General features: G+C 66.2%; 24 protein-coding genes. 12 read left to right on the top strand and 12 right to left on the bottom strand.

Annotated features, from left to right (window positions below):
- The first annotated feature begins 101 nt into the window (after positions 1-101).
- On the top strand, positions 102-1,025 hold the full coding sequence (locus tag ACWEO2_RS32190; RefSeq protein ID WP_452408779.1) for a quinone oxidoreductase family protein: 924 nt from the start codon (positions 102-104) through the stop codon (positions 1,023-1,025).
- A 134-nt stretch (positions 1,026-1,159) separates the two neighbouring features.
- Positions 1,160-2,239, top strand: a complete 1,080-nt coding sequence (gene ychF / locus ACWEO2_RS32195; RefSeq protein WP_452408780.1) for a redox-regulated ATPase YchF — start codon at positions 1,160-1,162, stop codon at positions 2,237-2,239.
- A gap of 25 nt (positions 2,240-2,264) precedes the next feature.
- On the opposite strand, the gene ACWEO2_RS32200 is transcribed toward ychF, so the two are convergent.
- Positions 2,265-3,077 carry a helix-turn-helix domain-containing protein gene (locus tag ACWEO2_RS32200; RefSeq protein WP_452408781.1) on the bottom strand — a complete coding sequence of 271 codons (813 nt, stop codon included), beginning with the start codon at positions 3,075-3,077 and terminating at the stop codon, positions 2,265-2,267.
- A gap of 128 nt (positions 3,078-3,205) precedes the next feature.
- On the opposite strand from ACWEO2_RS32200, the gene ACWEO2_RS32205 reads away from it, so the two are divergent.
- On the top strand, positions 3,206-4,135 hold the full coding sequence (locus tag ACWEO2_RS32205) for an alpha/beta fold hydrolase (protein ID WP_452408782.1): 930 nt from the start codon (positions 3,206-3,208) through the stop codon (positions 4,133-4,135).
- Positions 4,136-4,464: 329 nt separating this feature from the next.
- Positions 4,465-5,682: an FAD-dependent monooxygenase gene (locus tag ACWEO2_RS32210; RefSeq protein ID WP_452408783.1), complete on the top strand. Its 1,218-nt coding sequence runs from the start codon at positions 4,465-4,467 to the stop codon at positions 5,680-5,682.
- A gap of 220 nt (positions 5,683-5,902) precedes the next feature.
- Here ACWEO2_RS32210 and ACWEO2_RS32215 read toward each other — a convergent pair whose 3' ends face one another.
- From ACWEO2_RS32215 to ACWEO2_RS32235, 5 genes are all read right to left on the bottom strand, one after another.
- Positions 5,903-7,057: an MAB_1171c family putative transporter gene (locus tag ACWEO2_RS32215; protein ID WP_452408784.1), complete on the bottom strand. Its 1,155-nt coding sequence runs from the start codon at positions 7,055-7,057 to the stop codon at positions 5,903-5,905.
- A gap of 1 nt (position 7,058) precedes the next feature.
- Positions 7,059-7,571: a hypothetical protein gene (locus ACWEO2_RS32220; protein ID WP_452408785.1), complete on the bottom strand. Its 513-nt coding sequence runs from the start codon at positions 7,569-7,571 to the stop codon at positions 7,059-7,061.
- Between the two features lie 138 nt (positions 7,572-7,709).
- Positions 7,710-8,552 (bottom strand): SDR family NAD(P)-dependent oxidoreductase, encoded by an 843-nt coding sequence (locus ACWEO2_RS32225; protein WP_452408786.1) that lies wholly within the window; start codon positions 8,550-8,552, stop codon positions 7,710-7,712.
- A gap of 17 nt (positions 8,553-8,569) precedes the next feature.
- Complete coding sequence (locus ACWEO2_RS32230; protein ID WP_452408787.1) at positions 8,570-8,827, bottom strand: hypothetical protein; 258 nt, start codon at positions 8,825-8,827, stop codon at positions 8,570-8,572.
- Positions 8,828-8,839: 12 nt separating this feature from the next.
- On the bottom strand, positions 8,840-9,373 hold the full coding sequence (locus ACWEO2_RS32235) for a YbhB/YbcL family Raf kinase inhibitor-like protein (protein WP_452408788.1): 534 nt from the start codon (positions 9,371-9,373) through the stop codon (positions 8,840-8,842).
- Between the two features lie 89 nt (positions 9,374-9,462).
- Between ACWEO2_RS32235 and ACWEO2_RS32240 the strand changes: the two genes are divergently transcribed.
- From ACWEO2_RS32240 to ACWEO2_RS32255, 4 genes are all read left to right on the top strand, one after another.
- Entirely contained in the window at positions 9,463-10,146 is a 684-nt protein-coding gene (locus tag ACWEO2_RS32240; RefSeq protein WP_452408789.1) for a GntR family transcriptional regulator, read from the top strand.
- A gap of 175 nt (positions 10,147-10,321) precedes the next feature.
- Positions 10,322-10,903, top strand: coding sequence for a helix-turn-helix domain-containing protein (locus ACWEO2_RS32245; RefSeq protein ID WP_452408790.1), 582 nt, complete (start codon positions 10,322-10,324; stop codon positions 10,901-10,903).
- A gap of 54 nt (positions 10,904-10,957) precedes the next feature.
- Positions 10,958-11,689 carry a helix-turn-helix domain-containing protein gene (locus ACWEO2_RS32250; RefSeq protein WP_452408791.1) on the top strand — a complete coding sequence of 244 codons (732 nt, stop codon included), beginning with the start codon at positions 10,958-10,960 and terminating at the stop codon, positions 11,687-11,689.
- A gap of 66 nt (positions 11,690-11,755) precedes the next feature.
- The gene (locus tag ACWEO2_RS32255) at positions 11,756-13,642 is read left to right on the top strand and encodes a S9 family peptidase (protein ID WP_452408792.1); all 1,887 of its coding nucleotides are present in this window, start codon (positions 11,756-11,758) and stop codon (positions 13,640-13,642) included.
- Between the two features lie 37 nt (positions 13,643-13,679).
- On the opposite strand, the gene ACWEO2_RS32260 is transcribed toward ACWEO2_RS32255, so the two are convergent.
- Positions 13,680-13,934: a hypothetical protein gene (locus ACWEO2_RS32260; protein WP_452408845.1), complete on the bottom strand. Its 255-nt coding sequence runs from the start codon at positions 13,932-13,934 to the stop codon at positions 13,680-13,682.
- On the opposite strand from ACWEO2_RS32260, the gene ACWEO2_RS32265 reads away from it, so the two are divergent.
- Positions 13,851-14,159, top strand: a complete 309-nt coding sequence (locus tag ACWEO2_RS32265) for an LmrA/YxaF family transcription factor (RefSeq protein ID WP_452408842.1) — start codon at positions 13,851-13,853, stop codon at positions 14,157-14,159. The two genes, ACWEO2_RS32260 and ACWEO2_RS32265, sit on opposite strands and share 84 nt — an antisense overlap.
- Positions 14,160-14,973: 814 nt before the next feature.
- Here the strand turns inward: ACWEO2_RS32265 and ACWEO2_RS32270 are convergent.
- Complete coding sequence (locus tag ACWEO2_RS32270) at positions 14,974-17,334, bottom strand: protein kinase domain-containing protein (protein WP_452408793.1); 2,361 nt, start codon at positions 17,332-17,334, stop codon at positions 14,974-14,976.
- 62 nt (positions 17,335-17,396) lie between these two features.
- Positions 17,397-18,308, bottom strand: coding sequence for a DMT family transporter (locus tag ACWEO2_RS32275; RefSeq protein WP_452408794.1), 912 nt, complete (start codon positions 18,306-18,308; stop codon positions 17,397-17,399).
- Between the two features lie 62 nt (positions 18,309-18,370).
- Here ACWEO2_RS32275 and ACWEO2_RS32280 point away from each other — a divergent pair, with 62 nt between their 5' ends.
- A complete protein-coding gene (locus ACWEO2_RS32280; RefSeq protein ID WP_452408795.1) occupies positions 18,371-19,195 on the top strand; it encodes an AraC family transcriptional regulator in 825 nt (274 codons plus the stop codon).
- Position 19,196: 1 nt separating this feature from the next.
- On the opposite strand, the gene ACWEO2_RS32285 is transcribed toward ACWEO2_RS32280, so the two are convergent.
- Positions 19,197-19,805 (bottom strand): hypothetical protein, encoded by a 609-nt coding sequence (locus tag ACWEO2_RS32285; protein ID WP_452408796.1) that lies wholly within the window; start codon positions 19,803-19,805, stop codon positions 19,197-19,199.
- Positions 19,806-19,857: 52 nt separating this feature from the next.
- Positions 19,858-20,340, bottom strand: a complete 483-nt coding sequence (locus tag ACWEO2_RS32290; RefSeq protein ID WP_452408797.1) for a MarR family winged helix-turn-helix transcriptional regulator — start codon at positions 20,338-20,340, stop codon at positions 19,858-19,860.
- Between the two features lie 75 nt (positions 20,341-20,415).
- On the opposite strand from ACWEO2_RS32290, the gene ACWEO2_RS32295 reads away from it, so the two are divergent.
- On the top strand, positions 20,416-21,873 hold the full coding sequence (locus tag ACWEO2_RS32295) for an MFS transporter (protein ID WP_452408798.1): 1,458 nt from the start codon (positions 20,416-20,418) through the stop codon (positions 21,871-21,873).
- Positions 21,874-22,164: 291 nt separating this feature from the next.
- On the opposite strand, the gene ACWEO2_RS32300 is transcribed toward ACWEO2_RS32295, so the two are convergent.
- Positions 22,165-23,136, bottom strand: coding sequence for a helix-turn-helix transcriptional regulator (locus tag ACWEO2_RS32300; protein ID WP_452408799.1), 972 nt, complete (start codon positions 23,134-23,136; stop codon positions 22,165-22,167).
- Positions 23,137-23,256: 120 nt separating this feature from the next.
- Between ACWEO2_RS32300 and ACWEO2_RS32305 the strand changes: the two genes are divergently transcribed.
- A complete protein-coding gene (locus tag ACWEO2_RS32305) occupies positions 23,257-23,916 on the top strand; it encodes a TIGR03086 family metal-binding protein (protein WP_354958204.1) in 660 nt (219 codons plus the stop codon).
- The last annotated feature ends 77 nt before the right edge of the window (positions 23,917-23,993 follow it).

Below are 23,993 nucleotides of genomic sequence, written 5' to 3' on the forward strand. Positions count from 1 at the left end.
AGTGGAGCTTGCGGTGAGATATCGCACTCGGATGGGTAACGGCTGGGAGTTGTCATGGCGTCGGGCTACCTTTACCGCTCCTAAGGATTTTTGGAGGTGTGATGCGGCGGGTGCAATACCAGCGCAGCGGGGGTCCGGAAGTACTCGAGGTCGTATCGGCCGAGGTGCCGACGCCCGGCCCGGGTGAACTGCTGGTCCGGGTCGATGCGGTTGGTGTGACCCTGCCGGTGGTCCGCAAGGTGCGCGAACCGCGCGAGCCGATCGCGCTCGGCGGCGAGATCGCCGGTGAGGTTGTCGCGGTCGGGGATGGCGTGACCAGCTGCATGCCCGGCTACCGGGTGACCGGGATGGTCTTCGGCCACGGCTACGCCGACTACGCACTGCTTTCCGCCGCGATGGCCTCGCCGATCCCGGACGGCGCTTCGGCCGTCGATGCCGTCGCACTGGTCCGCAGCGGCTTGGTCGCGCTCGGCGCACTCGATGCCGCGAACCCGAAGCCCGGTGAATCGGCCCTGATCACCGCCGCCGCCAGCGGTGTCGGCCACCTGGCCCTGCAGTTGGCGCGCGTGCGCGGCGCCGCTCGGGTGGTCGCCGCGGTCTCCGATATCGCCAAGGCCGACTTCCTGCGCGACCTGGGCGCCGACGAAGTGGTCGCCTACGATCACGAATCCTGGGGCGATCCAGTCGATTACGGCCTCGACGCGGTCGGCGGCGACCTCCTGACCCCGGCCATCGCGGCCCTGGCCCCCGGCGGCCGCCTCGTCGCCTACAGCTCCGGCGGCGGCACCATCCAGGCCTACGACCTGCTCGTCGGCGCCAAATCGGTCATCGGCTTCCAAATGGCCCGCATCGCCCGCAACTCCCCGGACCTATACGAACACTGGCGCCAAGAACTCTGGCAATACTTCGCCTCCGGCCAACTCCGCCCCGCCGTCCACGCGGAGTTCCCGTTGGAAGAAGCCGCCGAGGCACACGCCGTCATCGAGTCCCGTTCGAACCTCGGCAAGGTCATCCTGATTTCCTGACGCCGATGCCGCGCGCGCTCGCCGGGGCTGAGGCCGCGCGCACGGCCAGCGGGTTATCCGTGCCGACGCGGCGGTCTGGCAGCCGATGGCCTGCGGACAGGACGAGCTGGTGCGCCGCGTAGACTCTGTTCCTCGTGAGTCTCACCCTCGGAATCGTCGGCCTGCCCAACGTCGGAAAGTCGACGCTGTTCAATGCGCTGACCAAGAACGACGTGCTGGCGGCGAACTACCCGTTCGCAACCATCGAGCCGAACGTCGGGGTGGTGCCGCTGCCCGACCCGCGCCTGGACAAGCTGGCCGAGATCTTCGGCTCCCAGCGCATCCTGCCCGCGGTGGTGTCGTTCGTCGATATTGCGGGCATCGTCAAGGGCGCCTCCGAGGGTGCCGGACTCGGCAATAAATTCCTCGCCAATATCCGCGAAGCCGACGCCATCTGCCAGGTGGTTCGGGTCTTCGCCGACGATGACGTGGTGCACGTCGACGGCCGGGTCGACCCGCTCGCCGATATCGAGGTGATCGAGACCGAGCTGATCATCGCCGATATGCAGACCCTGGAGAAGGCCATCCCGCGCCTGGAAAAGGAAGCCAAGGTCAAAAAGGACCGCAAGCCGCTGCTCGATGCGGCCAAGGCCGCCCAGGAAGTCCTCGACAGCGGCAAGACCCTCTTCTCCGCGCGCGCCCAGCTGGACGGCGAACTGCTGAAGGAACTTTCGCTGCTCACCACCAAGCCGTTCCTCTACGTCTTCAATGCCGACGAATCGGTGCTCACCGACGAAGCGAAGGTCGCCGAACTGAAAGCCGCAGTTGCACCGGCGGATGCGGTCTTCCTCGACGCCAAGGTCGAAGCCGAACTCCTGGAACTCGACGACGAATCCGCCCTCGAACTCCTCGAATCCATCGGCCAATCCGAACCCGGCCTGCACGCCCTGGCCCGCACCGGCTTCCACACCCTCGGCCTGCAGACCTACCTCACCGCCGGTCCAAAAGAGGCCCGCGCCTGGACAATCCACCAGGGCGACACCGCCCCCAAAGCCGCAGGGGTAATCCACACCGACTTCGAACGCGGCTTCATCAAGGCCGAAGTAGTGGCGTACGACGACCTGATGGCCGCCGGCTCCATGTCCGCCGCCAAGGCCGCAGGCAAGGTCCGCATGGAAGGCAAGGACTACGTCATGGCCGATGGCGACGTAGTCGAATTCCGCTTCAACGTATAGGCGATATTCGTTCGTCGAACGCCGTTCAGCCCGCAGTGCTCGATGGCCAGGCCTTGTCGTCGACTGCGAGCCATGGTTCGCTGGCTGCGGAGGTGACGGGGGCACCGGTGAATCCGCGTACGTCGCGGTGGAGATGGGGCTGGTCGGCGTAACCGCTGTCGGCCGCCACCCGCGCGGGTGAGTGTCCCCGGACCAATCGGTGCACGGCATGGTCGAATCGCACCAGCATGGCGGCGCGCTTGGGTGTGAGGCCGATCTGTTTGCCGAAGCGTGACCACAGCCGTTGGCGGCTCCATCCGACCTCCGCGGCCAAGCGGTCGACGCGGAATCGGCCTCGGCTGACGATGAGTTGGCGCCATGCCCACGCGACCTCCGGGTCGGCCCGGCGGTCGTCGCGCAACCGTGCCGACAGCGTCGTCTCGATCAGTGCGAATCGTTCACGCCAGCTGCACGTTTCGTGCAGGCGCTCACTCAGGCGCGTCGCGTCGCGACCCCACAGCTCGTCGAGTGCGACGATGTTCCCGGTCAATTCGGCGAGCGGGAATCCGAGGATGGCTGATGCGACCACCGGTGACAGGCGGACCTGTACGCACTCGACGGTTTGGACGCGCACCGGGGCTGCGCTGCTGGTCAGACCGAGGGCCAGGCTGCCCGAGTGGGTCCGGCCTGTCGAGTCGCGGACGTCGAAGCCATGGTCACCGATGTTGACAGCTACCGTGACGGCCGGATGGGGAATGGCGCGCAGTTGAACTGGGCCGTCACCGTCAATACGGAATCCGGCCATGTCCACGCCGTGCAGCACGGGTGTCCGCGATGGTCGTGTGATCTCCCAAACCACACCGCGAGTATATGAGCCGTCCGGCATCGGCAGTCGATGCCGATCTCTGTCGCTGACATTTCTTCAAGACGTATGTCGTTGTCGCCCAGCAGGGTGGTGGTGTCACGGATCGACCGAAGGAGGACCCCATGAATGACACCACCGCCGCCGTAACGCCGGGTCGGCGACGACGCGGGCTGATGATCGCTGCGGTGTCGGCCGCCCTGTTCGCGGGCAACGCGGCAGGTGTCGTGAGCGCCGCGCCGGGCGTTTCCCAGGAGCAGATGGTGCACCTTCCCGCTGGAGATATCCATGTCATCTCGAGCGGGGTGCCCAGCGCGGATGCGGTGGTGCTGTTGCACGGGCTGGCCGGATCGACCGCATGGTGGGATCCGGTGATGCCCGCTCTGCAGAACCGATTCGTGGTGCGGATCGATCTGCTCGGACATGGCGAATCGGCCAAACCGGATACTGGTTACGGAATGGCCGAGCAGGCGAGCCGGGTCGGCGAGGTGCTCGACCGACTCGGCGTGCGCCACGCGATCGTCGTCGGACATTCCACCGGCGGCTATGTGGCGACCTCGTTGGCGGAACAGCGCCATGATCTGGTGACGGCGCTCGCGCTGATCGATACCGGTTCACGGCTGGACGCGTTCACCGATAACGGCCCGGCCGGCGATCTGCTGTTCAACCCGGCGATAGGGCAGCCGCTGTGGCCGCTGCTTCCGGACGCCGCCATTCGGTACTTCCTGAGCAGTGCTTTCACCCGCGACGTACCAGTTCCCGAGCGGATCGTCGCCGACGTCCGAGGTATGACATACCGTAGCCTCACCGCGACCTCGAATGCGTCGGATGCGTACCTGCGGGACCTGCCCGAACCGGACCAGCTCGTGGACCTCGGCCTGCCGACCATGGTGATCTATGGCTCCCGGGATAAGCGCTGGCCGGCGGCGTCCTTCGAGCACTACCGCCGAGTCCCGAACGTCCGAATCGAGGCCCTCGATTGCGGCCACACCCCCATGATCGAGGATCCCGGCGCCACCGGCACCCTCATCGGCGACTTCGTCGAGCATTACTGAACAACCCCGCGTGTGACTGTCCTCGCACCAGGGTCAATGGGCCGGTCATGCCCGGCGTCTGCCGTCCGGCGGTTTCGACCCACGGCTACCGAGGTGCTGGAATCGAGGGTGTCCAGACTCCGTCATCGGCCGGATGCGTTGTGACACTTTCGATCCCGGCCACCCGATCCGGCATCGGGCCGGTGCGGTACCGGTCGATCGGGCCGACCCGGACTTGTTCGCCGGGCACCTTTTCGACACTCGACGAAGGCAACCACACGATAATCAATCCACCGCCCGGGGAATTCAGGACATCGAACCCCGGCCACCGACAAACATAAGGCCAACTCATGCGGATTCTCATCTCCGGCGCCAGCGTCGCCGGTCCGGTGCTGGCGTACTGGCTTATCAGACACGGCTTTTCGGTCACGGTTGTCGAGCGCGCGCCGGCTCCGCGCAAGACCGGCGGCCACGCGGTCGACCTGTTCCGGCCCGCGATGGACATCTCGGAGAAGATGGGCGTGCTCGATCGCATCGAGGCGCGGGTCACCGGTACGAGCCGGTTGACGCTCTGCCCGGAAGGGGAGCGGCGGCCTGCCAGGGTAGACCTGGCCAAGCTCTTCGGTGCCACCTCCGATCGGCACGCCGAGATCATGCGGGACGATCTGAGCGAGATCTACTACGAGGCCGCGTGCGACGACGTCGAGTACCTGTTCGGCGACTCGATCACCGCGATCTCTCCCGACGGTGAGGTGCTGTTCGAGAATGCCGCGCCGCGCCGCTTCGACCTGATCGTCGGTGCGGACGGGCTGCACTCCAACGTGCGCCGCCTCGTCTTCGGGGACGAGGCTCGATTCGGTGCTTCCACCGGGGCCTATCTCGCGGTGGTGTCGCTGCCCGGCACCGCGGGCGTCGACGGTGAACTCCGCATCCATGTGGGCGTAGGGCGCACCGCTGGGATGTACCGCGCACGCCATCTCGACGATGCGCGGGCATTGTTCCTGTTCCGGACCGAGCGCGAACTCGACTTCCACCACCACGATGTATCGCGGCAGAAAGATCTGCTGCGCAACGCTTTCCACGGTGTGGACGCCGAGGTGGCGGGCTGGCTGGACGCGCTCGACCACACCCCGGCCTTCTACTTCGATTCCATCACCCAGCTGCACATGGACACCTGGTCACGGGGCAGGGTCACGCTCGTCGGCGACGCGGGCTACTGTCCCGGCCCCGCCGTCGGCGGTAGCACCACGCTCGCCGTCGTGGGCGCCTATGTCCTGGCCGGCGAGCTGGCCCGGGCGGGCGGCGACCCCGAGCGCGCCTTCCCCGCCTACGAGCGCGCGATGGCACCGCATGTGCGAGGCAGTCGCCAGGTGGCGACGAGCGCGGCGAAAACCCTTATCCCCACCTCCCGCCTCGGGGTGCGCGGCCTGGTTCACGCCACCCGCCTGCTCTCCGTCCTCCCCGCGGGAGCCGCCCGCACCTTCCTCCGCCTCACCAGCAAAACCGCCAGTGTCTACAACTCCATGACCGTCGACGACTACCCACCCCCGCCGGGACTGTCGATCTAGCCGGACACTGATCCACGACCGACAAGGAGGCAGAGGCGGCTGAGGCGGTTGGTCCGCAGAGGTTGTTCCGCTGCGGAATTCGGTCGAGTTCCGCTTCGACGTAGCGGTTGCGCGCCTCGACATTCCAACCAGGCGCGCACGTAGCGATTCGCGATGGGTGTCGAGGCGCTGGACCCGGCCACCGCATTACCTCAGGTGGTTCGAGGTCGACGGCGCGACGTTATGGCGACTTTGTCAGGCCGCGGACGTGTGGCCATGCCTTGGCAAGTGCGAGTAGCTGGCGCAACTCCGAGGTGAGGTCCCGTGTCCCCGGTTGGACTTGGTGCCGGGGCGTGAACCGGCTCGCGCTCGGAGGGTGCCCGGCAGCTTTGATTGCTATGGCCTCGGCGATGCGGCGGGTATAGATATGTGGGTCACCGGCGGCCAGATCGTCCGGGCTGTCGCTGTAGCGCTTGAGATGTAGCAGGCTGTCGCGGATCTCGACCGTCATGCGATGCAGACGGATGGCCGGGTCTGTTCGGTCGTTGTGGACGCGCCGCATCTCCAGGGCGATTTCGGGTACGGCTGCGGTGAGATCGGCCCACATTGGCCGGAGGCGGCGGCAGTATCGGCCGGTGCGGTCCCATCCGATGTGGGTGAGCAGGGTGCTGATCAGCGGCACCGTGATCACGGCAGGAGCGCCGACGGCCGAGAGCAGGAAGCCGCTCCATGCTTTCCAGTGCATCTCGGGATCGAATGACGGCTGGCCCGTCACGACATTGATGGTGGTCTCGAGCGGGTATACGACCGCTACGATCCCCAGGCCCACCGCGGTGCCCAAGACTGCTGTGTACAGTGCACGTTCCTGCCAGGTGGTGTCGGCGCGCATCTCGCGTGCACTTACCCGGCCGACGAGCAGGGCAGTAGCGCCGAGCGGCAGGGAAAATGCGACCCAGACCACGACAGCCGGCCAGCCGAGGGTTTGGTCGATCAACTGGTCGGCGTGGCGGGCGGGCGTCCCCGCGATCAGGATGACGGCGATGGCGGTGATCGCGACAAGGTAATAGCGCCACTGCCTGCGCCACGTGTGGGCGGGATCGGCGCCTGCCCACAACTTGGCAATGCCGTAGATATTCGAGATGGTCAATACGGTCGCTCCCAGCGAGAGCTGTCGGGCGATGTTCACCACGTCGCTGTCGGCGCCGGGCAGCAGCCGAGCCAGTGACTGTTCGAACCATGCCTCCCGCAATAGGTGTTCGAAGAGACCGGCGGCGAGCCCGATATTGATGAGCCGGTCGATGATGCTGTCCCGCAACAGCCACCACCGACCGGCGAGCACCAACGTCATACCTGTCAGGACGGGCCAGCTGATCAGACCCGGGATCGGCGAGGTCATCTCATCGATACCGGTTTCGGAAGAACGTCGAGCGGAACCGACTCGCCGATCGCTTCGGCAGCATCGCTTCGACCAGCAGCAGGTCGGCGAAGGTTTCCGCGGCCTGCTCGCGCTCACTGCCGTAGTCTTCGCGGCGCAGTACGCTGCGGATGGTTTCCAGCGACAGCGAGGGCATCAATTCGCGCAACGACAGCTCAGCCGCGGCACCACCGGGACCGCTCGCGGTCCCGCCGTGGCCGAGCAGCATGTGACCGATCTCGTGGGCGATGATGTGGTCGGCATGCCATTCGGTGTCGGCCCCGTACATGATCACGTCATCGCCTTCCCGGGCAATCCACAGGCCACTTCCGGTGCCGCATCCGTTCGCCAAGAGTGCGCCGACGTCGATCGGGCACAACATGATCGGCCGTCCCCGGAACTCTGCCACCCGCGCGATGTATTCCGTTATGTCCCATGGGTGGGGGATCGGTACCAGGCGACCCAGCTCCTGGAATCGCGCGGTGAGATCCTCCATTACACCTTCCTCGTTGATCACGTGACCTATGCCGATATTGCGATGAGCGTAGTCGCCTACGGAGCATTGTCGCGGACATAGCCTGTCGCGCAAGCTTTCTCGCATCCGCCTCCGGCGGATCGGACGCGGCCCATCACCTCAGTAGAGCGCCGAAATGACTGCGGTGTCACTGATTTCGAGCAGGCGACGGCGCGCCGTCGGATCGCCCGCCTGCGCGTGCGGATGGCTTTGTCTGCTGCCGTTGAAATACCGGCCTGTCGTCTGCGACAGGGCCGGATCGCAAATCAGCCGGAGGGTCGCGTCCGCGCCTTCGGCGACGGTGCTTATCGGCGTAACACCGGATGCCAGCACCATGGTCGTCGCCATGAGGGTGGCCGGGTGCAGGGCGTTCACCGTGACACCGGTTCCGTCGAGTTCCTCGGCATACTCGATGGTCGCCATGATCATCGCCAGCTTGGCGCGGCAATAGGCGGTGTACACGTCGTAGTCGTGCTCGGGGGTCGGATCGTCGAGGTCGATCTCCTGCTGCCCGGCGGAGGCTACGTTCACCACCCGCGCCGGAGCCGAGGCCTGCAGCAGCGGCAGCAGCCGCCGCGTCAGCCGATACGGGGCCAGATGGTTGACCGCCCACAGCAATTCGTTGCCGTCGGCGCTGAGTGCACGTCTCCCATCCGGTCGGCCGCCGGTGCCGGCATTGTTCACCAGCACATCCAATCGCGAAGTGCGGGCGATGATCTCGTCGGCCAGCCGGTCCACCTCCGCGAGTCGCGACAGGTCGGCCAGGATGAGCTGTGGAGCGTGTCCGCTCGCGGCCGTCACCTCGGCCGCGACCGCCGCGGCCCGATCGGGGTTGCGGCCGTGCAGGATCAGCCGGGCACCCGCGGAGCCGAGCCGCACCGCGAGTTCGCGGCCGAGTCCGTCCGTCGCGCCCGTGATCAGCACAGTGCGATCGACCAGGCGATCGATATCGTTGTCGCGCATAGCCTTTCCTTGCAGTCTCAGGTCCCGTCCTCGGTCCGGATGCTGACCGAAGTGGCGGTCAGGTCGAGCGCGACGTGCGTGCCGAGCGGCGTGTGCACGACGCGCGGATCGCCGGTGGCCGGCATCGGTATGCCGTTCACGATGACCTCGACCCAGCGGACGATGGCGTCGCCGTCGCGCCGCGAATGACGAACGATCTCGACTTCGCACGGGAGCGACTCAGCCACTGGAAGCCGCGCATGACGACGAATCCGCGTTTTTGGCGGAACCGGCACCTCGAACGGAATTCACTGCATCGCCTCCGCCGTGGCGACGAGCGTCGCCCGGCCCAGGATGTGGCCGGCGATAGTGAACCCGAGCAGAGCCGGCGTGGAGTCGGCGGCGATGCCGATGTCCGCCACATCCAGCGCGTGCACGGTGACGAAATAGCGGTGCCCACCATGCCCTGCCGGCGGTGCCGCACCGATGTATCGAGGTAGGCGCGCATCGTTCGGCAATTGGAAGGAGCCGACCGGCAAACCGATGCCGGCGTCGTCTCCGGCGCCCTCGGGAAGGCTCGTGGTCGTGGCCGGGATGTTGGCGACAGCCCAGTGCCAGAAGCCGGAGCCGGTGGGGGCATCGGGGTCGTACACGGTAACGGCGTAGCTCTTGGTGCCTGCTGGGGCGCCAGTCCAACTCAGTTGCGGAGAAACGTCTTTGCCGCCGGGAGCGCTGGAGGACCACTGTGCGGGTTGCCAGGCGGCGCCGTCGCTCACCGTGGTGCTGGTGACCGTGAACGAGGCTGCCTCGGGGAGGCGGGCGAAGGGATTGTTTGCGCTCATCGTGTCGTGCCTTTCGAGTCGTGCCGAACATGCAAGATCGACGATATCAGAAATAATCGATTATTTTTCAAATCGTCTATGATCGAATCATGACTGGGACGGTCCACACCCCGACCTCGCCGGAGAAGCAGATGCTCTCCGAGCAGATCTACGCACACTTGCGGAACGCGATCATGCGCGGCGAGTACGCGCCCGGTGACGCGCTCAAGCCGCAGGATCTATCCAGGCAGCACGGGGTGAGCCTGGCTGTGGTGCGTGAGGCGCTGGTGCGGCTGGTCGGTGAGGGCCTGGCCGAACGGCTGACCAATCGCGGCTTCGCGGTCCCGGCATTTTCCGATCACCGCTGGCAGCAGATCGGCGAGGCCCGCCGGGCCGTCGAGCCGGTCCTGCTGCGCATGTCGATCGAACGTGGTGACGTCAACTGGGAGGGCGACGTCCGAGCTGCCCACCACCGCATGGCGCGCACGCCGGTATTCACCCCGGAGGACGGTGAGTACTACAGCGAGGCATGGGCCGAGGCCCATCGGGTGTTCCATCGCACACTCTTGGAAGGGTGTGGCAACCCGGTGTTATTGGAAACCTTCGACCGATTGTGGGTCGCGAGCGAGCTGGCCCGCCGCTGGTCTACATACCGCAACCCGGAGCGCGATGGCATTGACGAGCATCGCCGATTGGAGCAGGCGGCGCTGGCCCGTGACCCCGACACCGCCGTCGACATACTGACTCGACACCTCACCCTGACGACGTCCGCACTGATAGAGCAAGAAGGCTGAAACGCCGACAATCCGGCCAGTCGGTCTGTCAGTTCGTTGGCACGCTCGACCGCCACGCGGTAGTCGAGAGAGTCGCGTAGCACCTCGGCCTCGCTTCTTCCGGTCCGGTGCGGCGGTGGGTGGTTGGGGCAGCACGATCTGACACGCAATCTTGCGGTTCCGGCAAGATGGGCGCATGGACCCCGAAACAGATGACGTGCTCGACGCGGTGGGACCGCGACTGCGTGCGTTACGGCGCGAGCGCGGCATCACCCTCGCGGACCTCGCGATGACGACCGGCGTGTCCGAGAGCACGCTGTCCCGGCTGGAGAGCGGGCAGCGCCGGGCAACCCTCGAGTTGCTGCTGCCGCTCGCTCGCACCTACGACGTGCCGTTGGACGACCTCGTCGGTGCGCCCCGCACCGGCGATCCCCGAATCCATCTGAAACCGATCCGTCGGTTCGGGATGATCTTCGTGCCGCTGTCCCGGCGGCCGGGCGGGGTGCACGCGTTCAAGATGATCATTCCCGCGCGTCCGGCACCGCTGGAGCCGACGCCGCAGACACACGACGGCTTCGAGTGGCTGTATGTGCTCAACGGCCGCCTCCGATTGGTGGTCGGCGAGCGCGACCTGACCTTGCCGCCCGGCGAGGCCGCGGAATTCGACACCTCCGTACCGCACTGGCTGGGCAGCGCCGACGGCGGCACGGTCGAGTTGCTCATCCTGTTCGGCTTGCAGGGTCTGCGATCGCATGTACACGTCGACTCGCATCGGTAAGGTTCCCCGGCCGCCGGCTCGTGCGGTGTCGACGCAACGAGGAAGGTGACGGGCATGGCATGGAGCACCCGTGAACTCGCCGAACTCGCAGGCACCAGCCTGCGGACGGTGCGGCACTACCACGACGTCGGACTGCTCGCCGAGCCCGAACGCGCGGCCAACGGCTACAAACGCTACGGGGTGACCCACCTGGTCCGGTTGCTTCGGATCAAAAAGCTTACAGCGCTTGGCTTTTCACTCGCCCAGATCGCTGCCCTCGGGGCCGCCGACGAGCACCCGGAAGCAGAGCTGCGGGCACTGGATACCGAACTGGCCGCGACCATCGAGCGGCTGCAGCGCGCGCGGTCCGAACTCGCTCTGATCCTGCGGCACGGCTCGCCGACCGATCTGCCGCCCGAGCTGGCCCCGACCGCCGGCGGCCTGTCCGCCGCCGACCGCGCCTTCATCAGCGTCATCACCCGAGCGCTCGATCCGTCGGCATTCGACGCCTACAAACGGATGCTGCAGTCCCTTCCCGGCGCGCTACCCGCGGGCCCAGAGCTCGACGACCTGCCCGCCGACGCCGACGAGCAAGCCCGCATCGCGCTGGCCGAACGCCTGATTCCGCAGGTCCGGGACCTGTACGCGAACTATCCCGGGCTGCAGAACCTCGGCACCGGAGGCAACGCGCACAGCGTGACCCGTGCCATCGGCGCAGCGATGACGGAGCTCTACAACGCCGCACAAATCGACGTCCTGCGGCGCATCGGGCTCGGACTCCAGGCACCCCGGCCGATCCCGAAGTGACGTCTTGACTGTGCCGTTACGGCCGGGGGTGTGATCCCGACGAGACCATCAATCGAGAGGATCGCCATGACATCGCCGACATTGCCGGAATTCATCTCCGTCGAGGACTTCTTCACCCCACCCGTCCGCACGGGCGCGGTGATTTCGCCGGACGGCACCGCGATCGCCTTCCTGGCGCCGTGGCGGAACCGGCTGAACGTGTGGATCCAGGACCTCGATGCCGGGGCGGAGCCACGGTGCGTGACCGCGGACGAGAACCGCAGCGTGCAGAGCTTCTACTGGACCGACGATCCGCGCTGGTTGCTGTACACCCAAGACGGAGGGGGTGACGAACAGTGGCATCTGTACCGGGTCGATCTGGACGACCCGGGCGCACCGGCGGTCGACCTGACACCCTTTCCCGGAGTGACGGTTGCGCTGCTCGAGCTCCCCAAAGGGCGGCCCGGGAAGGCATTGCTCCACCTGAACAAACGGAAGGTCGAGGTGTTCGACCTGTGCGAGCTCGACCTCGCGACCGCTGACCTCACGATGCTGGCCGAGAACCCCGGCCGGGTGGCCTTCTGGATGTGCGGTCCCGACGGCTCGGTGTTCGCCCGGAGCCTCACCTCGGACGGGGATGTCGAGATCTCGCGCTGGGAAGCCGCCGCGGGCACACTGCACCCCATCGCCTTCTTCGACGGCGCCGACTATCCGGTCGGCGTGCTGCCGCTGCAGCTCACACCGGACGGGACCGGGATGTGGATCGGCTCGAACCGCGGCACCGACCGAACCCGACTGGTCCGGCTCGACCTCACCACCGGCGCCGAGACCGAGGTCGACAGTCATCCGGCCTACGACCTCGACATCCGTGGCGCGGTTGTGCCCGCACTGCCCGGTCCGCTGATTCTCGACCGGCGGACCGGGGCGCTGATCGGGGCGCGCTACCTCGGAGAACGTCAGGTGATCCACGCTCTGGATCCGAACTTCGCCGCGGCACTGGAGAATTTGCGGCAGCTCTCCGACGGGGACCTGGGCGCGCTGTCCTCCGACGCCAGCGGGCAACGCTGGGTGGTCACCTTCATTCATGACCGCGATCCCGACGTGACCTACTACTACGACCACACCACAGGCGAAAGCCGGTTGCTGTTCCGCCCGTACCCGCATCTGGATGCCGACGCGCTGGCGCCGATGGCCCCGGTGTCCATCACTGCGCGGGACGGGCTGCGGGTTCCGGCGTATCTGACGTTGCCCGTCGGTGTCGAGCCGGTCGGATTGCCGATGGTCGTGATGCTCCATGGCGGCCCGTGGTTTCGCGACAGCTGGGAATTCGACCCGGCCGTGCAACTGCTCGCCAACCGCGGCTACGCGGTGCTGCAGGTCAATTTCCGCGGATCCATCGGTTACGGCAAGGCCTTCGTGAAAGCCGCCATCGGACAGTTCGCGGGCACCATGCACGACGATGTCATCGATGCCGTGCGATGGGCCGTGGCGCAGGGTTATGCCGACGCGGAGCGGGTCGGGATCATCGGCGGCTCCTACGGCGGCTATGCCGCCCTGGTCGGGGTCACCTTCACCCCCGATGTGTTCGCCGCCGCCGTCGACTACGTCGGCATGTCCAACCTCGCGAACTTCTTGCGCACGATCCCGCCCTTCTCGAAACCCCAGGTGGCCAACAACTGGCACCTGTTCGTCGGCGATCCCGACGACCCCGAACAGGAGGCCGACATGCTCGCCCGTTCACCCATCACCCACGTGGACCGAATCCGCACTCCACTGCTGGTGATCCAGGGCGCCAACGACGTTCGCGTGGTCCGCGCCGAGTCCGACAACCTCGTCGCAGCCCTCCGCGCTCGCGGGGTCGAGGTCGAATACCTGCTCGCAGCGGACGAGGGACACGGATTCGTCAACCCGGACAACCAGATCGAGATGTTCCATGTGGTCGAACGGTTCTTCGCCAGGCATCTCCAGGCTTGACCCGACCCGGAAGGCAACTGCCGACGTGCGGGCCGCATCAGGCGCGTGTTCCGGCCGCCAGCGCCTTCAGTTCGGCGAAGCGGACGATATTGCCCGCGGCACCCCAGGTGCCCTTGGTCATAGAGCTGTCCGGCGGCCCGGTTGCCGGGCTACGCGCATTCGTGGAGATGTGGCGAAAGGTCTTGGTGAACAGCGACTTTCGGTTGTGGTGCCCGGTGCTGGCGTCTCGGTAGAGGACCAGCCCGACGACGGCGATGAACCCCGGCGCGCGGCCGCCGCCGCCTTCGATCATTGGACGGCGCTGCTCGCCGAATCCCTACGCGCCCATGGCGCAACAGCATCCGCCGCCGACCAGACCGCCACCCTGATCGTCGCCGCCATCCAAGGCACCGTCGCGATGTGCCGAGCCCAGCGCAGCACCCACCCCCTCGACCGAACCGCAGACGCCTTCGAAAACGTAGTCCGCGCGGTCACCGGCCAAAACTGGTCCGGTAATGGCATGGACGTAATCACATAACCGAAATTCGATGGTGGCGAACTGAACTCGATTCACCGGTCTGGGCCCTGCTCGCCTTCAATGCGAAGATGGGACTCCGAGCTGTACGTTCCGTTGTTTCGGCGAGCGAACGGTTCCGTACGCGAGAACGGCTTGCTCAACGACCACAGCAACCCATACTCGGTGTAATCCCCCCTTGCAGTAGACCACGGGAATACATAAGCACCGGGCACTCCGCATAGAGCAGGGGGCCAGCCATTGGACAATTGATCACCATGCGCTCATGCAGGCAAACGTCGAGAGCGCACCTGCACCAGCGCATTCTCGCGGAGGATTGGGGTGTTGGGTGAGTGTTCGGGTGTGGGCAATTGGGGGGCTCGGGAGTATGATCTTGCAGGTCGGGGTGGGTTATTGGTTGATGGGGTCTATGGGTTTTTCAGGGGGTGTCAATAGAAGAAATCTGTGTTCGGAATTTGGTTTGGAGGGTTTGTTATGCTCCGTTTTTCGCATTTTCTTGCTATCGCTGCTGCTGGATTTGGGGTGGCGTTGGGGGCTGGTGGGGTGCTGGCCGCGCCGGAGGATCCTGGTACGCCGTGTGGGGACAATATGGTGACGAACACTAATCAGGAGTGTGTTGCCGTTGGCAGTGTCTGCACGATGACGGATGGGATGATTGTCGGGACTGTTGGGGTCGATGGGCGGTGTGTTATTCCTGGTATGAATACCTGACGTTGTTCGACTCCGCTGTGGCACCCAATTTTGGTTGGGTGCGCGGGGTTTCGTGTAGCCAGGGTGAAAGTTGTGGGGGTTCAGTGAGGTCCGGAACTGGCGGGGGTTATCGGCCTCGGGGGTACATCGTTACTACGGTGCCGTCGGTGTTGGCGGCCAGGTAGGCGCCGCCGTAGTCGTCGGTTAGGTAGACCATGACGGTTGGCTGGTTGTTGTTGAAGGTCCAGGATGGGTCGACGATTACGTAGCGCAGGGTGGGGGTCGGGATGCCGAGGCTTTCTTCGGCGGTGCGGAGCAGAGTGGGGAGGATGTCCCAGTTGATCGAGTTCAGTTTTACCGTGGCGTGGCCGGAGAGTGGGCCGCCTGCGCCCTTTCGGGTGGCTGTTCCGTCGCGGTAGACGAAGAGGTCGAAGAGAGTGGGTTTGTCCTTGACCGGGGCGCCGACGTTGGCGTAGGTCGGGTAGAAGGTCGCCTCGTTGAATTCCTCACTACCAGAAACCTTTTCGAGTGCCGTGATGGCCTGGCGGATACCGTTCGGGGTGAGGAGGTCGACGGAATTTCCGGTCACATGTGCGGATGTCGGGCCCGCGGATCGGGTCGTGGGTGGAAGGCTACCGGTGGTAGGCGGCGTGCTCGAAATGGCCTGGCTTGCGGTCGAATCCGGGCGCAGGGCCACGATCACAATCGTGGCTACGACAGCGGCGACAGCAATTGCGGCGGCAAGTCCAATGGCGACTCCGCGTGAGAATGGTTTGCGCGCAGGACTATTCGTGGAAAGCTGAGGTGCAGAAGCCGAGTTGTGCACGCCCTGTACACGGACCGGCCCGCGCGGACCGAATGCACCAGGCGTGTTGACCGCGCCAGCGGCATTGAACGCACCCGGTGCACTACTTGCGCCAGGGGTATCGAACACGCCCTGTCCAACTGCGCCCGGAGGGTAGACCGCGTCGGGTGTGTTGAACGCGCCCGGTAGGTGGGCTGCGCCGGGTGTGTTGAACGAATCCGGTGAACTGGGCGCGCCCGAATAGTTGACCGCGTCGGGTGTGTTGAACGCACCTGGTAGGTGGGCTGCGCCGGGTGTGTTGAACGAATCTGGTGGACTGGCTGCGCCCGAGTAGTTGACCGCGTCGGGTGTGTTGAACGCACCTGGTAGGTGGGCTGCGCCGGGTGTGTTGAACGAATCTGGTGGACTGGCTGCGCCCGAATAGTTGACCGCGCCGGGTGTGTTGAATGCGCCCGGTAGGTGGGCTGCGCCGGGTGTGTCGAACACGGTCGGTGAACTGGGCGCGCCCGAATAGTTGACTCCCCCGGGTGTGTTGAACGCACCGGGTACGTCGGCTACGGCGGGTGTGTCGAACACAGTCGGTGAACTGGCCGCGGCCGAAAAGTTGGCTGCGCCCAGAGGGTTGAAGTCGCCCGATGCGCTGGCCGGACTGGGAGTGTTGATCGCAGGCGGCGAATCGACCGGTCCGGGAGTATGGAACCCCCCGGGTAGCTCAACTGCCCCAGGAGTATTGAACGCGCCACCGACGCCGGGAGTTTCGAACGCCGCTGCGTTCGGAGCATCGCCCGCGCCTGGTGTGTTGAAATCTCCCGGTGCGCTACCCGCGCCTGGAGTATTGAAGGTCCCGAGCGCACCGAACGTCCCTCCCGCACCAACCGCCTGCGCAAGCATCCGGTCCACCTGCTCGGCAGTCGGCCGACGACTCGGATCGGGTACGAGCACTGCCGTGAGCACGGCTGTCATAGCCCCGGCGCGCTGCGGCGGCGGCACCTCACCTCGGATGACCGCCGCCAGCGTGGCGACAGTCGACTCGCGCCGCATCGGATGGAACCCCTCCACCGCGACATACAGCAACAGCCCGAGCGACCACAGGTCCGAGGCCGGATGTCCCTCCTGACCGCTGAGGCGTTCCGGCGCAACATAATCCAGCGAGCCGACCACACTGCCGGTGGAGGTCAATGCGGTCATGCCATTGATCGCGGCGATACCGAAATCGGTCAATACCGGTGAACCATCTTGGCGCAGCAGCACATTCGCGGGTTTGATATCGCGGTGCAGTACCCCCACTTGATGCGCGGCGCGCAGGGCGGCGAGTATGCCGCGGCCGAGGTGCGCCACTCGGGTGGGCGGCAGCGGCCCATCGGCCAGATGATCGGCCAGGCTCTGCCCGCGAACCAGTTCCATGACGATCCACGGATTCGCCACTTCGGCCGAATCCACGATGTGGTGAATGGCAACAACGTTCGGATGGCCGATTCGGGCCAGCGCCCTGGCCTCCCGCAGGACGCGCTCACGGTGCACGCCGGGCGAGCGGCCCTCGTCGGCCTCCGCCCGCACCTCTTTCAGCGCGACCTCGCGATGCAGCGCGAGGTCATACGCGCGCCACACCGTGCCCATCCCGCCACTGCCGAGCGGCTCGAGCAACTCGAAACGCCCGTCGACCACTGTCCGCCCGGAAACCACTGCGCAAGCCTATGTGCATTGCCGCACCCACGCGACATGCCTGTTTCACATGAGGCGCAGCACTATTGGTCGGCGGCGACCAGGCGGTCCGCTCCGGCGTGCGTGCTGTCGGCCTGCTCGACTCCGGGAGTGCGGGTATTGAGCCAGGCTCCGACGAACATCAGCGCCGCACCCAGGCCCTGAACAGCGGAGATGGATTCCCCGAGCAACACCCATGCACAGCTGAGCCCGAAGGCGGGGACGAGAAATATCGCCGCGGACGCGGTGGCCGCACCGAGCTGACCCACCGCATGGTAGTAGAGGACATAGGCGAGCGCGGTGGGCAACATCCCGAGATATGCCTGGTTGAGCCAGAATTCCAGATCCAACCCGGACCACGGGACGTCGGCGAGATCCGGTGCCGCGACGAACCCGAGCACGAGCGTGCCCGCAGCGGTGGCGTACACCGTGACGGTCGGTGCCGAGAGCCTGGACAGCAACGGCGCGCCCAAAATTGTATAGCCCGCCCAGCAAGCTGCCGCGGCGAGGAAGACGAGATCTCCGAGCAGCCGGTGAGATCCGCTCGCCGGAATTCCGAGGAAGAACACACCCGCGCCAGCAATCGCTGTGGTCAGTCCGACCGTACGGATGAGCGACAACCGGGTACGCCCGAACAACGTCGTCACGGCAACCGTGAAAATCGGCGCGGCCATGGGCACGATCACGCTCCCATCGGCCGCTGGCGCCAGCGAAAGCCCGAGGAAGAACAGAAAGTTGTAGCCGAACACACCGATCAGCCCGAGCCCGGCGGCGCGCGCGGCATCGGCGACGGGCAGCCGCGGTGCGCGCAGCACGATGAGCAGCACGATCGTGCCGATCAGGAACCGCAGGAATCCCGCGACCGCGTGCGGTACCTCGTGCACCGCTAGCTTCGAGGAGGCGAACGCGCTGCCCCACAATGCCATCACCAGGACCAAAAGCAATCGGATACGCACGGATCAATACTCGGCGGGGGCCGGGAGCAAGTCTTGAACGCTGGTGCGGCCACAATGGACCGGTGACCGAGCACGAATGGGTCCAGTACCGGCGGATGACGGATCGGCCCGTCGAGGTCATGCACGCGCATTTCGAACGCCACGTCTACGACCCGCACAGTCACGAAACGTATTCCTTCGGACTGACCGAATTCGGCGCGCAGACCTTCCACTGCCGCGGCGCGACGCGCACCAGCACGGTGGGCATGGTGATGGCCTTCAATCCGGACGAGCCACACGACGGCCACAGCACGACCGAACTCGGATTCACCTACTGGATCGTCCATATTGGATCCGAGTTGATCAGCGATCTGCTCACCGACCGGATGGGCCGCCCGACCGGTCTGCCGCTGTTCGCCGATCCGGTGTTGCCTGATCCGCTGCTGTCGGCCGCGCTCGGCAGACTGTGTGCGAGTCTGATCGGGCCCGCCACCGAACTCGCCGCCGACGAGGCACTTGCCGGATCGGTTGCCGCGCTGGTGCAGCGTGGCACCCGCACACCGACGAAAACATCAGTCGTGCAAGCTGGTTCGGCAGCCGATATCGCGCGGCGGGTCCGTGCCGTACTCCACGATCGCTATCTCGATCCCATTTCCATGGACGATCTTGCCGAGGCGACCGAATGCAGCAGATTCGCCATGTACCGTGCCTTCCGCGCCAATTATGGTCTGGCGCCGAGCGAATACCAACGACTGCTCCGACTGCGCGCCGCCCGTCGATTGATCGCCGCTGGCCAACCGATCAGCGAGGCGGCGGTCGCCGCCGGATTCGCCGATCAAGCGCATCTGACCCGCTGGTTCCGGCGCTGTTACGGCATCACACCGGGCGTCTACCTCGCGGCCGGATAAGTCAGTATCCGACGGGTTCGAGCGTCGCATTGGCGAACGTCACGAAATCCGGTCCCTCGGTGAAGCTTTCGCAGTTCTCCTCGCCGATGTAGACGTCCAGATGTCGTGGCCCGCCGAGACCCGGCGTGAATTCGTCGCCGATCGTCCAGGTGGCGGTGCTGAATCTGCTGCACACGCTGTCGGATTCGAAATCAACGGTCCCGCAATCGATGAGCCGCAATCGCGTTCCCGGGTCGAGCCCGTCGGCCGCTGCGCTCTCGAACGGGTGCAGCGCCTCGCCGCTGATATCGCGCGGTTCGGTATCGAGCCAGAAGCCGACGTCGTAGGACCAGTTCAGGTAGGCGCCGGCATGGTCGCCGCTGGTGATCCGGCCGGTGCCTTCCTCGCGCACCGCGTCGACGAAATTCTCCGGTAGTGCGCCGATTTCGATATTGGCGTCGGTGCATTCGAGATCGCTGCAGCCGCGCACGGTTTCGGTCGGTCCGGAGTGGTAGGACTCGACCGCCGTGTAATAGACCGTCACCGTCCAGCCGTCCCATTCGTCGGTCTCGGCGCTGAGCCCGCAGCCGGACGCGAGCGGGGACGCCATGAGCAGCGCTCCCGCGATCATCCCGAACCCGAACCTCACCGCAGCGATATTGCCCGACCGTCCGGGCTGCGCGCTACCTGGCCCATGGCGGGCGCGGCCACGGGTTGTCTTCGATGTGCTCGATCGACTCGTTGAACCGGGAGACCAGCAGGCTCAGCTGCGCGATATCGGCGGTCTTCCAGTCGGCGACGACGGCGCCGATGCCCTCGTTGCTCTGCTCCCGATCGGCGGCGACCAATTCCAGGCCCTTGGCGCTGGCCCGGATCTTGCGGGCGATACCGCCCTCCGGATCGGGGACCCGCTCCACCAGGCCCTGCTTCAACATGGCGCCGACCTGCCGGTTGATGGTGGAGATATCGAGTTGGAAGGCCTCCGACAGTTCGCGCAGGCTGAGCGGAGAATCGATCTCCAGTCTGGTCAGGAGCAGATACGCCGACCGATCGAGCTGGAATCCCGGCCGCCGCAGCAGTGAGGCGGGGAAGTGCCGGGACAGCAGGGTCAACTCGAAGACGAGGCGGGTGAGCGCGTCGCTATCTGCGGGACCTGGTTCGGGCATGGCCCACACTATGTCGGCTGAATCACGTCGATAGCAAATTGTGCACGATGCACATGATGTGTACCTTACACATTTATGACTGTTGCAGCCGACGCGTCTCCGACCGTCACCGCGGACGACGCCCGGCGTCGTCCGGCATCCAGCCTGCTCATCGCGACCCTCGGCATGGTCGGTGTGGTCGTATCGCTGATGCAGACGCTGGTCATTCCGATCATTCCCACGCTGCCGACGCTGCTGAGCACCTCGGCGTCCAATGCGTCCTGGGTGATCACCGCCACCCTGCTCGCCGGTGCGGTCGCGACCCCGATCAGCGGCCGACTCGGCGATATGTTCGGCAAGCGCCGAGTTCTGTTCGCCAACCTGGTGTTGCTGGTCGCCGGTTCGGTGGTCTGCGCGCTGTTCTCCTCGCTGGTTCCCGAGATCATCGGACGCTCGCTGCAGGGTGCGGCCGTCGGTGCGATCCCGCTCGGCATCAGCATCATGCGCGACGAATTGCCCGCCGAGAAGGTGGGTTCGGCGATGGCGATCATGAGTGCGACGCTCGGCGTCGGCGGTGCGCTCGGCCTGCCGCTGGCTGCGGCGATCGCCCAGAACGCGGACTGGCACATGCTGTTCTGGACCGCGGCCGGACTCGGTGTCGTCTGTGCCGCACTGGTTTTCGTCTTTGTGCCGGAGTCGCCGGTGCGGACCCCCGCGAGGTTCGATTTCGGTGGTGCGGTCGGACTGTCGATCGCCTTGCTGGCCTTGCTGATTCCGATCACCAAGGGTGCGGACTGGGGCTGGGGCAGTGCGAGCACTCTCGGCCTGTTCGCGCTGTCGGTAGTGGTCTTCCTGATCTGGGGCTTCTTCGAACTGAAGCAGCGCTCGCCGCTGGTCGACCTGCGGGTCTCGGCGCGGCCGCGGGTGCTGTTCACCAACGCGGCTTCCATCGCGGTCGGATTCGCCCTCTACGGCATGTCGCTGACCTTCCCGCAGCTGATGATGGCGCCGGAGCAGACCGGATACGGCTTCGGCCTGTCCATGGTCAATGCCGGATTGGCGCTGGCCCCAACCGGATTCGTGATGATTCTGCTGTCGCCGGTCTCCGCCCGACTGTCCGCGGCGCGCGGACCGAAGGTCACGCTGGCGCTCGGCTCGGCGGTCATCGCGGTCGGCTACCTGTGTGCCGTGGTGTTGATGAACAGCGTCTGGGAGCTCATGGTGGCGGCGATGATCGTCGCGGGTGGTGTCGGCCTGGCCTACGCCGCGATGCCCGCGCTGATCATGGGCGCGGTTCCGGTTACCGAGACCGCGGCGGCCAATGGCCTCAACTCGCTGATGCGCTCGATCGGCACGTCCACTTCCTCGGCCGTGATGAGCGTGGTGCTGGCGCATATGACGATCCAGCTCGGCACGCACGTGCTGCCATCGCGCGACGGCTTCCACACCACCTTCCTGATCGCCACCGCCGCTGCCCTGGTCGCCATCGTGCTCACGCTGATCATTCCGATGCGCAAGGCCGCCGATGCCGCCGATAAGGCGGGGCACGCCTGATCTTTGGGCGAGCGCGCCCGAACGGCCCTCGGGACCGATCCTCAACGGCGAGGATCGGTCCCGTTGTCGTCGGGAAGCCCGGCAGCGAATTCGGCGAACCGTGCGGCGATCCGATCCGGGAATTCGCCGTTGATGGCGTGCGAGGCCTGCGGCCACACCTCGACCTATCCGACCTTCGCGCTCGGCTTACCGATAGTGGGTTCGAGGAACAACTCGTCGGCCGTCATCGTTTCGACCCCAGCAGCGCGCCGACGCCCGCCACGCCACTGATCTTGTGGGCATGCCGCAGCGCTAAGGCGCCAGTGCCACCGACTCGGTGTATCGCCGCGCGAGCGTGCGCAGATGCGCGACCAGCTCGGGCGGGCGGTCGACCCGGAAATCCATCATCAGCATGCTCAGGTAGATGGCAATGGTCTCCAGGGCGTCGGCACCGGTCAGCAGGACGCAGGTATCGGCATCGACGGCCTCCACCACGCCGACGGCCGGGTTGATGCGCGCGATCACCGTTTCGGCGGGGGCCAGCACGGTGACCCTGGCCTGTACCTTCCAGCCGGTGGTCGCGATATTGCGCATGACGAAGGCGACCAGGTCTTCATCCGGCAGCGACCGGGCGGCGAAGCGGCGCGAGCCCGCCACCGCGCGCCGCACCTGGGCGACGGGAATCGCCCGCCAGGAATGGGTTTCGAGATCGTAGGCGACCAGATACCAGCGGCGCTGCCAGTTGATCAGCCGGTAGGGCTCGATTTCCTTGTCCGCGTCGGTATCCAGGCCGATCAGCACGGTGACGCCATCGCGAATGGCGCCCGCGAGGGTGGTGAGCACGGCGGCGGGGACGGGGGCATCCGGCTCGCGTGAGCCGGTGGTAGCCGGTCCGATCGCGGTGGCATTGCGCAATGCGGTTACCTTGCGCTGCAAGCGTTTCGGCAGGATCTGTTCGAGTTTCGCCAGTGCGCGGGCGGAATTGTCGGTGATATCGGCGATGCCGGTGGAACCGTCCTCGGCCAAGCCGATTGCCACGGCCACCGCGACCGCCTCATCGTCATCGAGCAGCAGCGGTGGCATGGTGCTGCCGCGGCCGAGCCGGTAGCCGCCGATCGCGCCGCGTTCCGCATGCACCGGATAGCCGAGTTCGCGCAGTCGCTGGATGTCGTTGCGCAGCGTGCGGTCCGTGATACCAAGCCGTTCGGCCAGCTCACGGCCGGTATGCGCGCGGTCCTGCAGCAGGGATAGCAAGCGCAGGACTCGTGTTGTGGTGGCCGCCACTGTTGCCTCCCGAAAATTAATTTGGATGAAGCCGATGTATTAGGAACGAAACTAGCCTAATAGCCCCATAGGCTTGGTGACATCAGCAAGAAGCACACAGCACAGCCCGAAAGGCCCATAATGAGCATCACCGCCACCACCGCCGTCGACGCCACCGCGACCCTGCGCCCCGTCTGGCGGGATGTAGTTGCCACCTCCTACCGCGCGCTGACCGATGTCGTCGCCGGTATCCGCGACGATCAGTGGCAGCTGTCGACCCCGTGCTCGGAATGGGATGTCACGCAGGTGATTCAGCACGCCACGGGTGATCAGCTCGCCTTCGCCATGGCGCTCGGCATCGGAAACGGGCCCGCGTACAACCCCTTCGCCCCCTCCGGCGCACTCGACGGCACCGCCGCCGAGCTGGTGCGGGATGCGGTCGAGCAGACCGCGGCCGCCTGGGCCACGGTCACCGACGAGACCGAGACCGTCCCCACCCCGCTGCCGCACGGCGCGCTGCCGACTCCGGTGGCCGCGGTCATGTGCGCACTGGACGCCGCCGTGCACGCCTGGGATATCGCGATCGCGACCGGGCAGGCGTCCCCGTTGAACGATGAACTCGCCGGCCACCTGCTCACCGCGGCGCGGACCGTGAACCCGGCCCCGGGTGGCGGTCCGGAGGCGGAAATCATCGAGCCGCTGCGTCAGTGGGGTGCGTACGCCGCGATCGTCGACGGTGAGTCGGGCGACACGGTGGTCGATGAGCTGCTGCGCTACCTGGGTCGCGACCCGCGGGCGTAGTCGCCCCGCATCCGGCCTGAGCGTGCACGGTATCGCTGAAGTGGGCAGTTTCCTCCCGCATTCACGCGAAATGCGCA

It is taken from the genome of Nocardia sp. NPDC004278 (assembly GCF_053602975.1).

Excerpts from the sequence above, each read along its gene's own strand:
- ACWEO2_RS32190 (WP_452408779.1), top strand. The coding sequence starts at position 102 with ATGCGGCGGGTGCAATACCAGCGCAGCGGGGGTCCGGAAGTACTCGAG.
- ACWEO2_RS32205 (WP_452408782.1), top strand. The coding sequence starts at position 3,206 with ATGAATGACACCACCGCCGCCGTAACGCCGGGTCGGCGACGACGCGGG.
- ACWEO2_RS32210 (WP_452408783.1), top strand. The coding sequence starts at position 4,465 with ATGCGGATTCTCATCTCCGGCGCCAGCGTCGCCGGTCCGGTGCTGGCG.
- ACWEO2_RS32215 (WP_452408784.1), bottom strand. The coding sequence starts at position 7,057 with ATGACCTCGCCGATCCCGGGTCTGATCAGCTGGCCCGTCCTGACAGGT.
- ACWEO2_RS32220 (WP_452408785.1), bottom strand. The coding sequence starts at position 7,571 with ATGGAGGATCTCACCGCGCGATTCCAGGAGCTGGGTCGCCTGGTACCG.
- ACWEO2_RS32225 (WP_452408786.1), bottom strand. The coding sequence starts at position 8,552 with ATGCGCGACAACGATATCGATCGCCTGGTCGATCGCACTGTGCTGATC.
- ACWEO2_RS32235 (WP_452408788.1), bottom strand. The coding sequence starts at position 9,373 with ATGAGCGCAAACAATCCCTTCGCCCGCCTCCCCGAGGCAGCCTCGTTC.
- ACWEO2_RS32240 (WP_452408789.1), top strand. The coding sequence starts at position 9,463 with ATGACTGGGACGGTCCACACCCCGACCTCGCCGGAGAAGCAGATGCTC.
- ACWEO2_RS32245 (WP_452408790.1), top strand. The coding sequence starts at position 10,322 with ATGGACCCCGAAACAGATGACGTGCTCGACGCGGTGGGACCGCGACTG.
- ACWEO2_RS32250 (WP_452408791.1), top strand. The coding sequence starts at position 10,958 with ATGGCATGGAGCACCCGTGAACTCGCCGAACTCGCAGGCACCAGCCTG.
- ACWEO2_RS32255 (WP_452408792.1), top strand. The coding sequence starts at position 11,756 with ATGACATCGCCGACATTGCCGGAATTCATCTCCGTCGAGGACTTCTTC.
- ACWEO2_RS32260 (WP_452408845.1), bottom strand. The coding sequence starts at position 13,934 with ATGATCGAAGGCGGCGGCGGCCGCGCGCCGGGGTTCATCGCCGTCGTC.
- ACWEO2_RS32285 (WP_452408796.1), bottom strand. The coding sequence starts at position 19,805 with ATGATCGCGGGAGCGCTGCTCATGGCGTCCCCGCTCGCGTCCGGCTGC.
- ACWEO2_RS32290 (WP_452408797.1), bottom strand. The coding sequence starts at position 20,340 with ATGCCCGAACCAGGTCCCGCAGATAGCGACGCGCTCACCCGCCTCGTC.
- ACWEO2_RS32295 (WP_452408798.1), top strand. The coding sequence starts at position 20,416 with ATGACTGTTGCAGCCGACGCGTCTCCGACCGTCACCGCGGACGACGCC.
- ACWEO2_RS32305 (WP_354958204.1), top strand. The coding sequence starts at position 23,257 with ATGAGCATCACCGCCACCACCGCCGTCGACGCCACCGCGACCCTGCGC.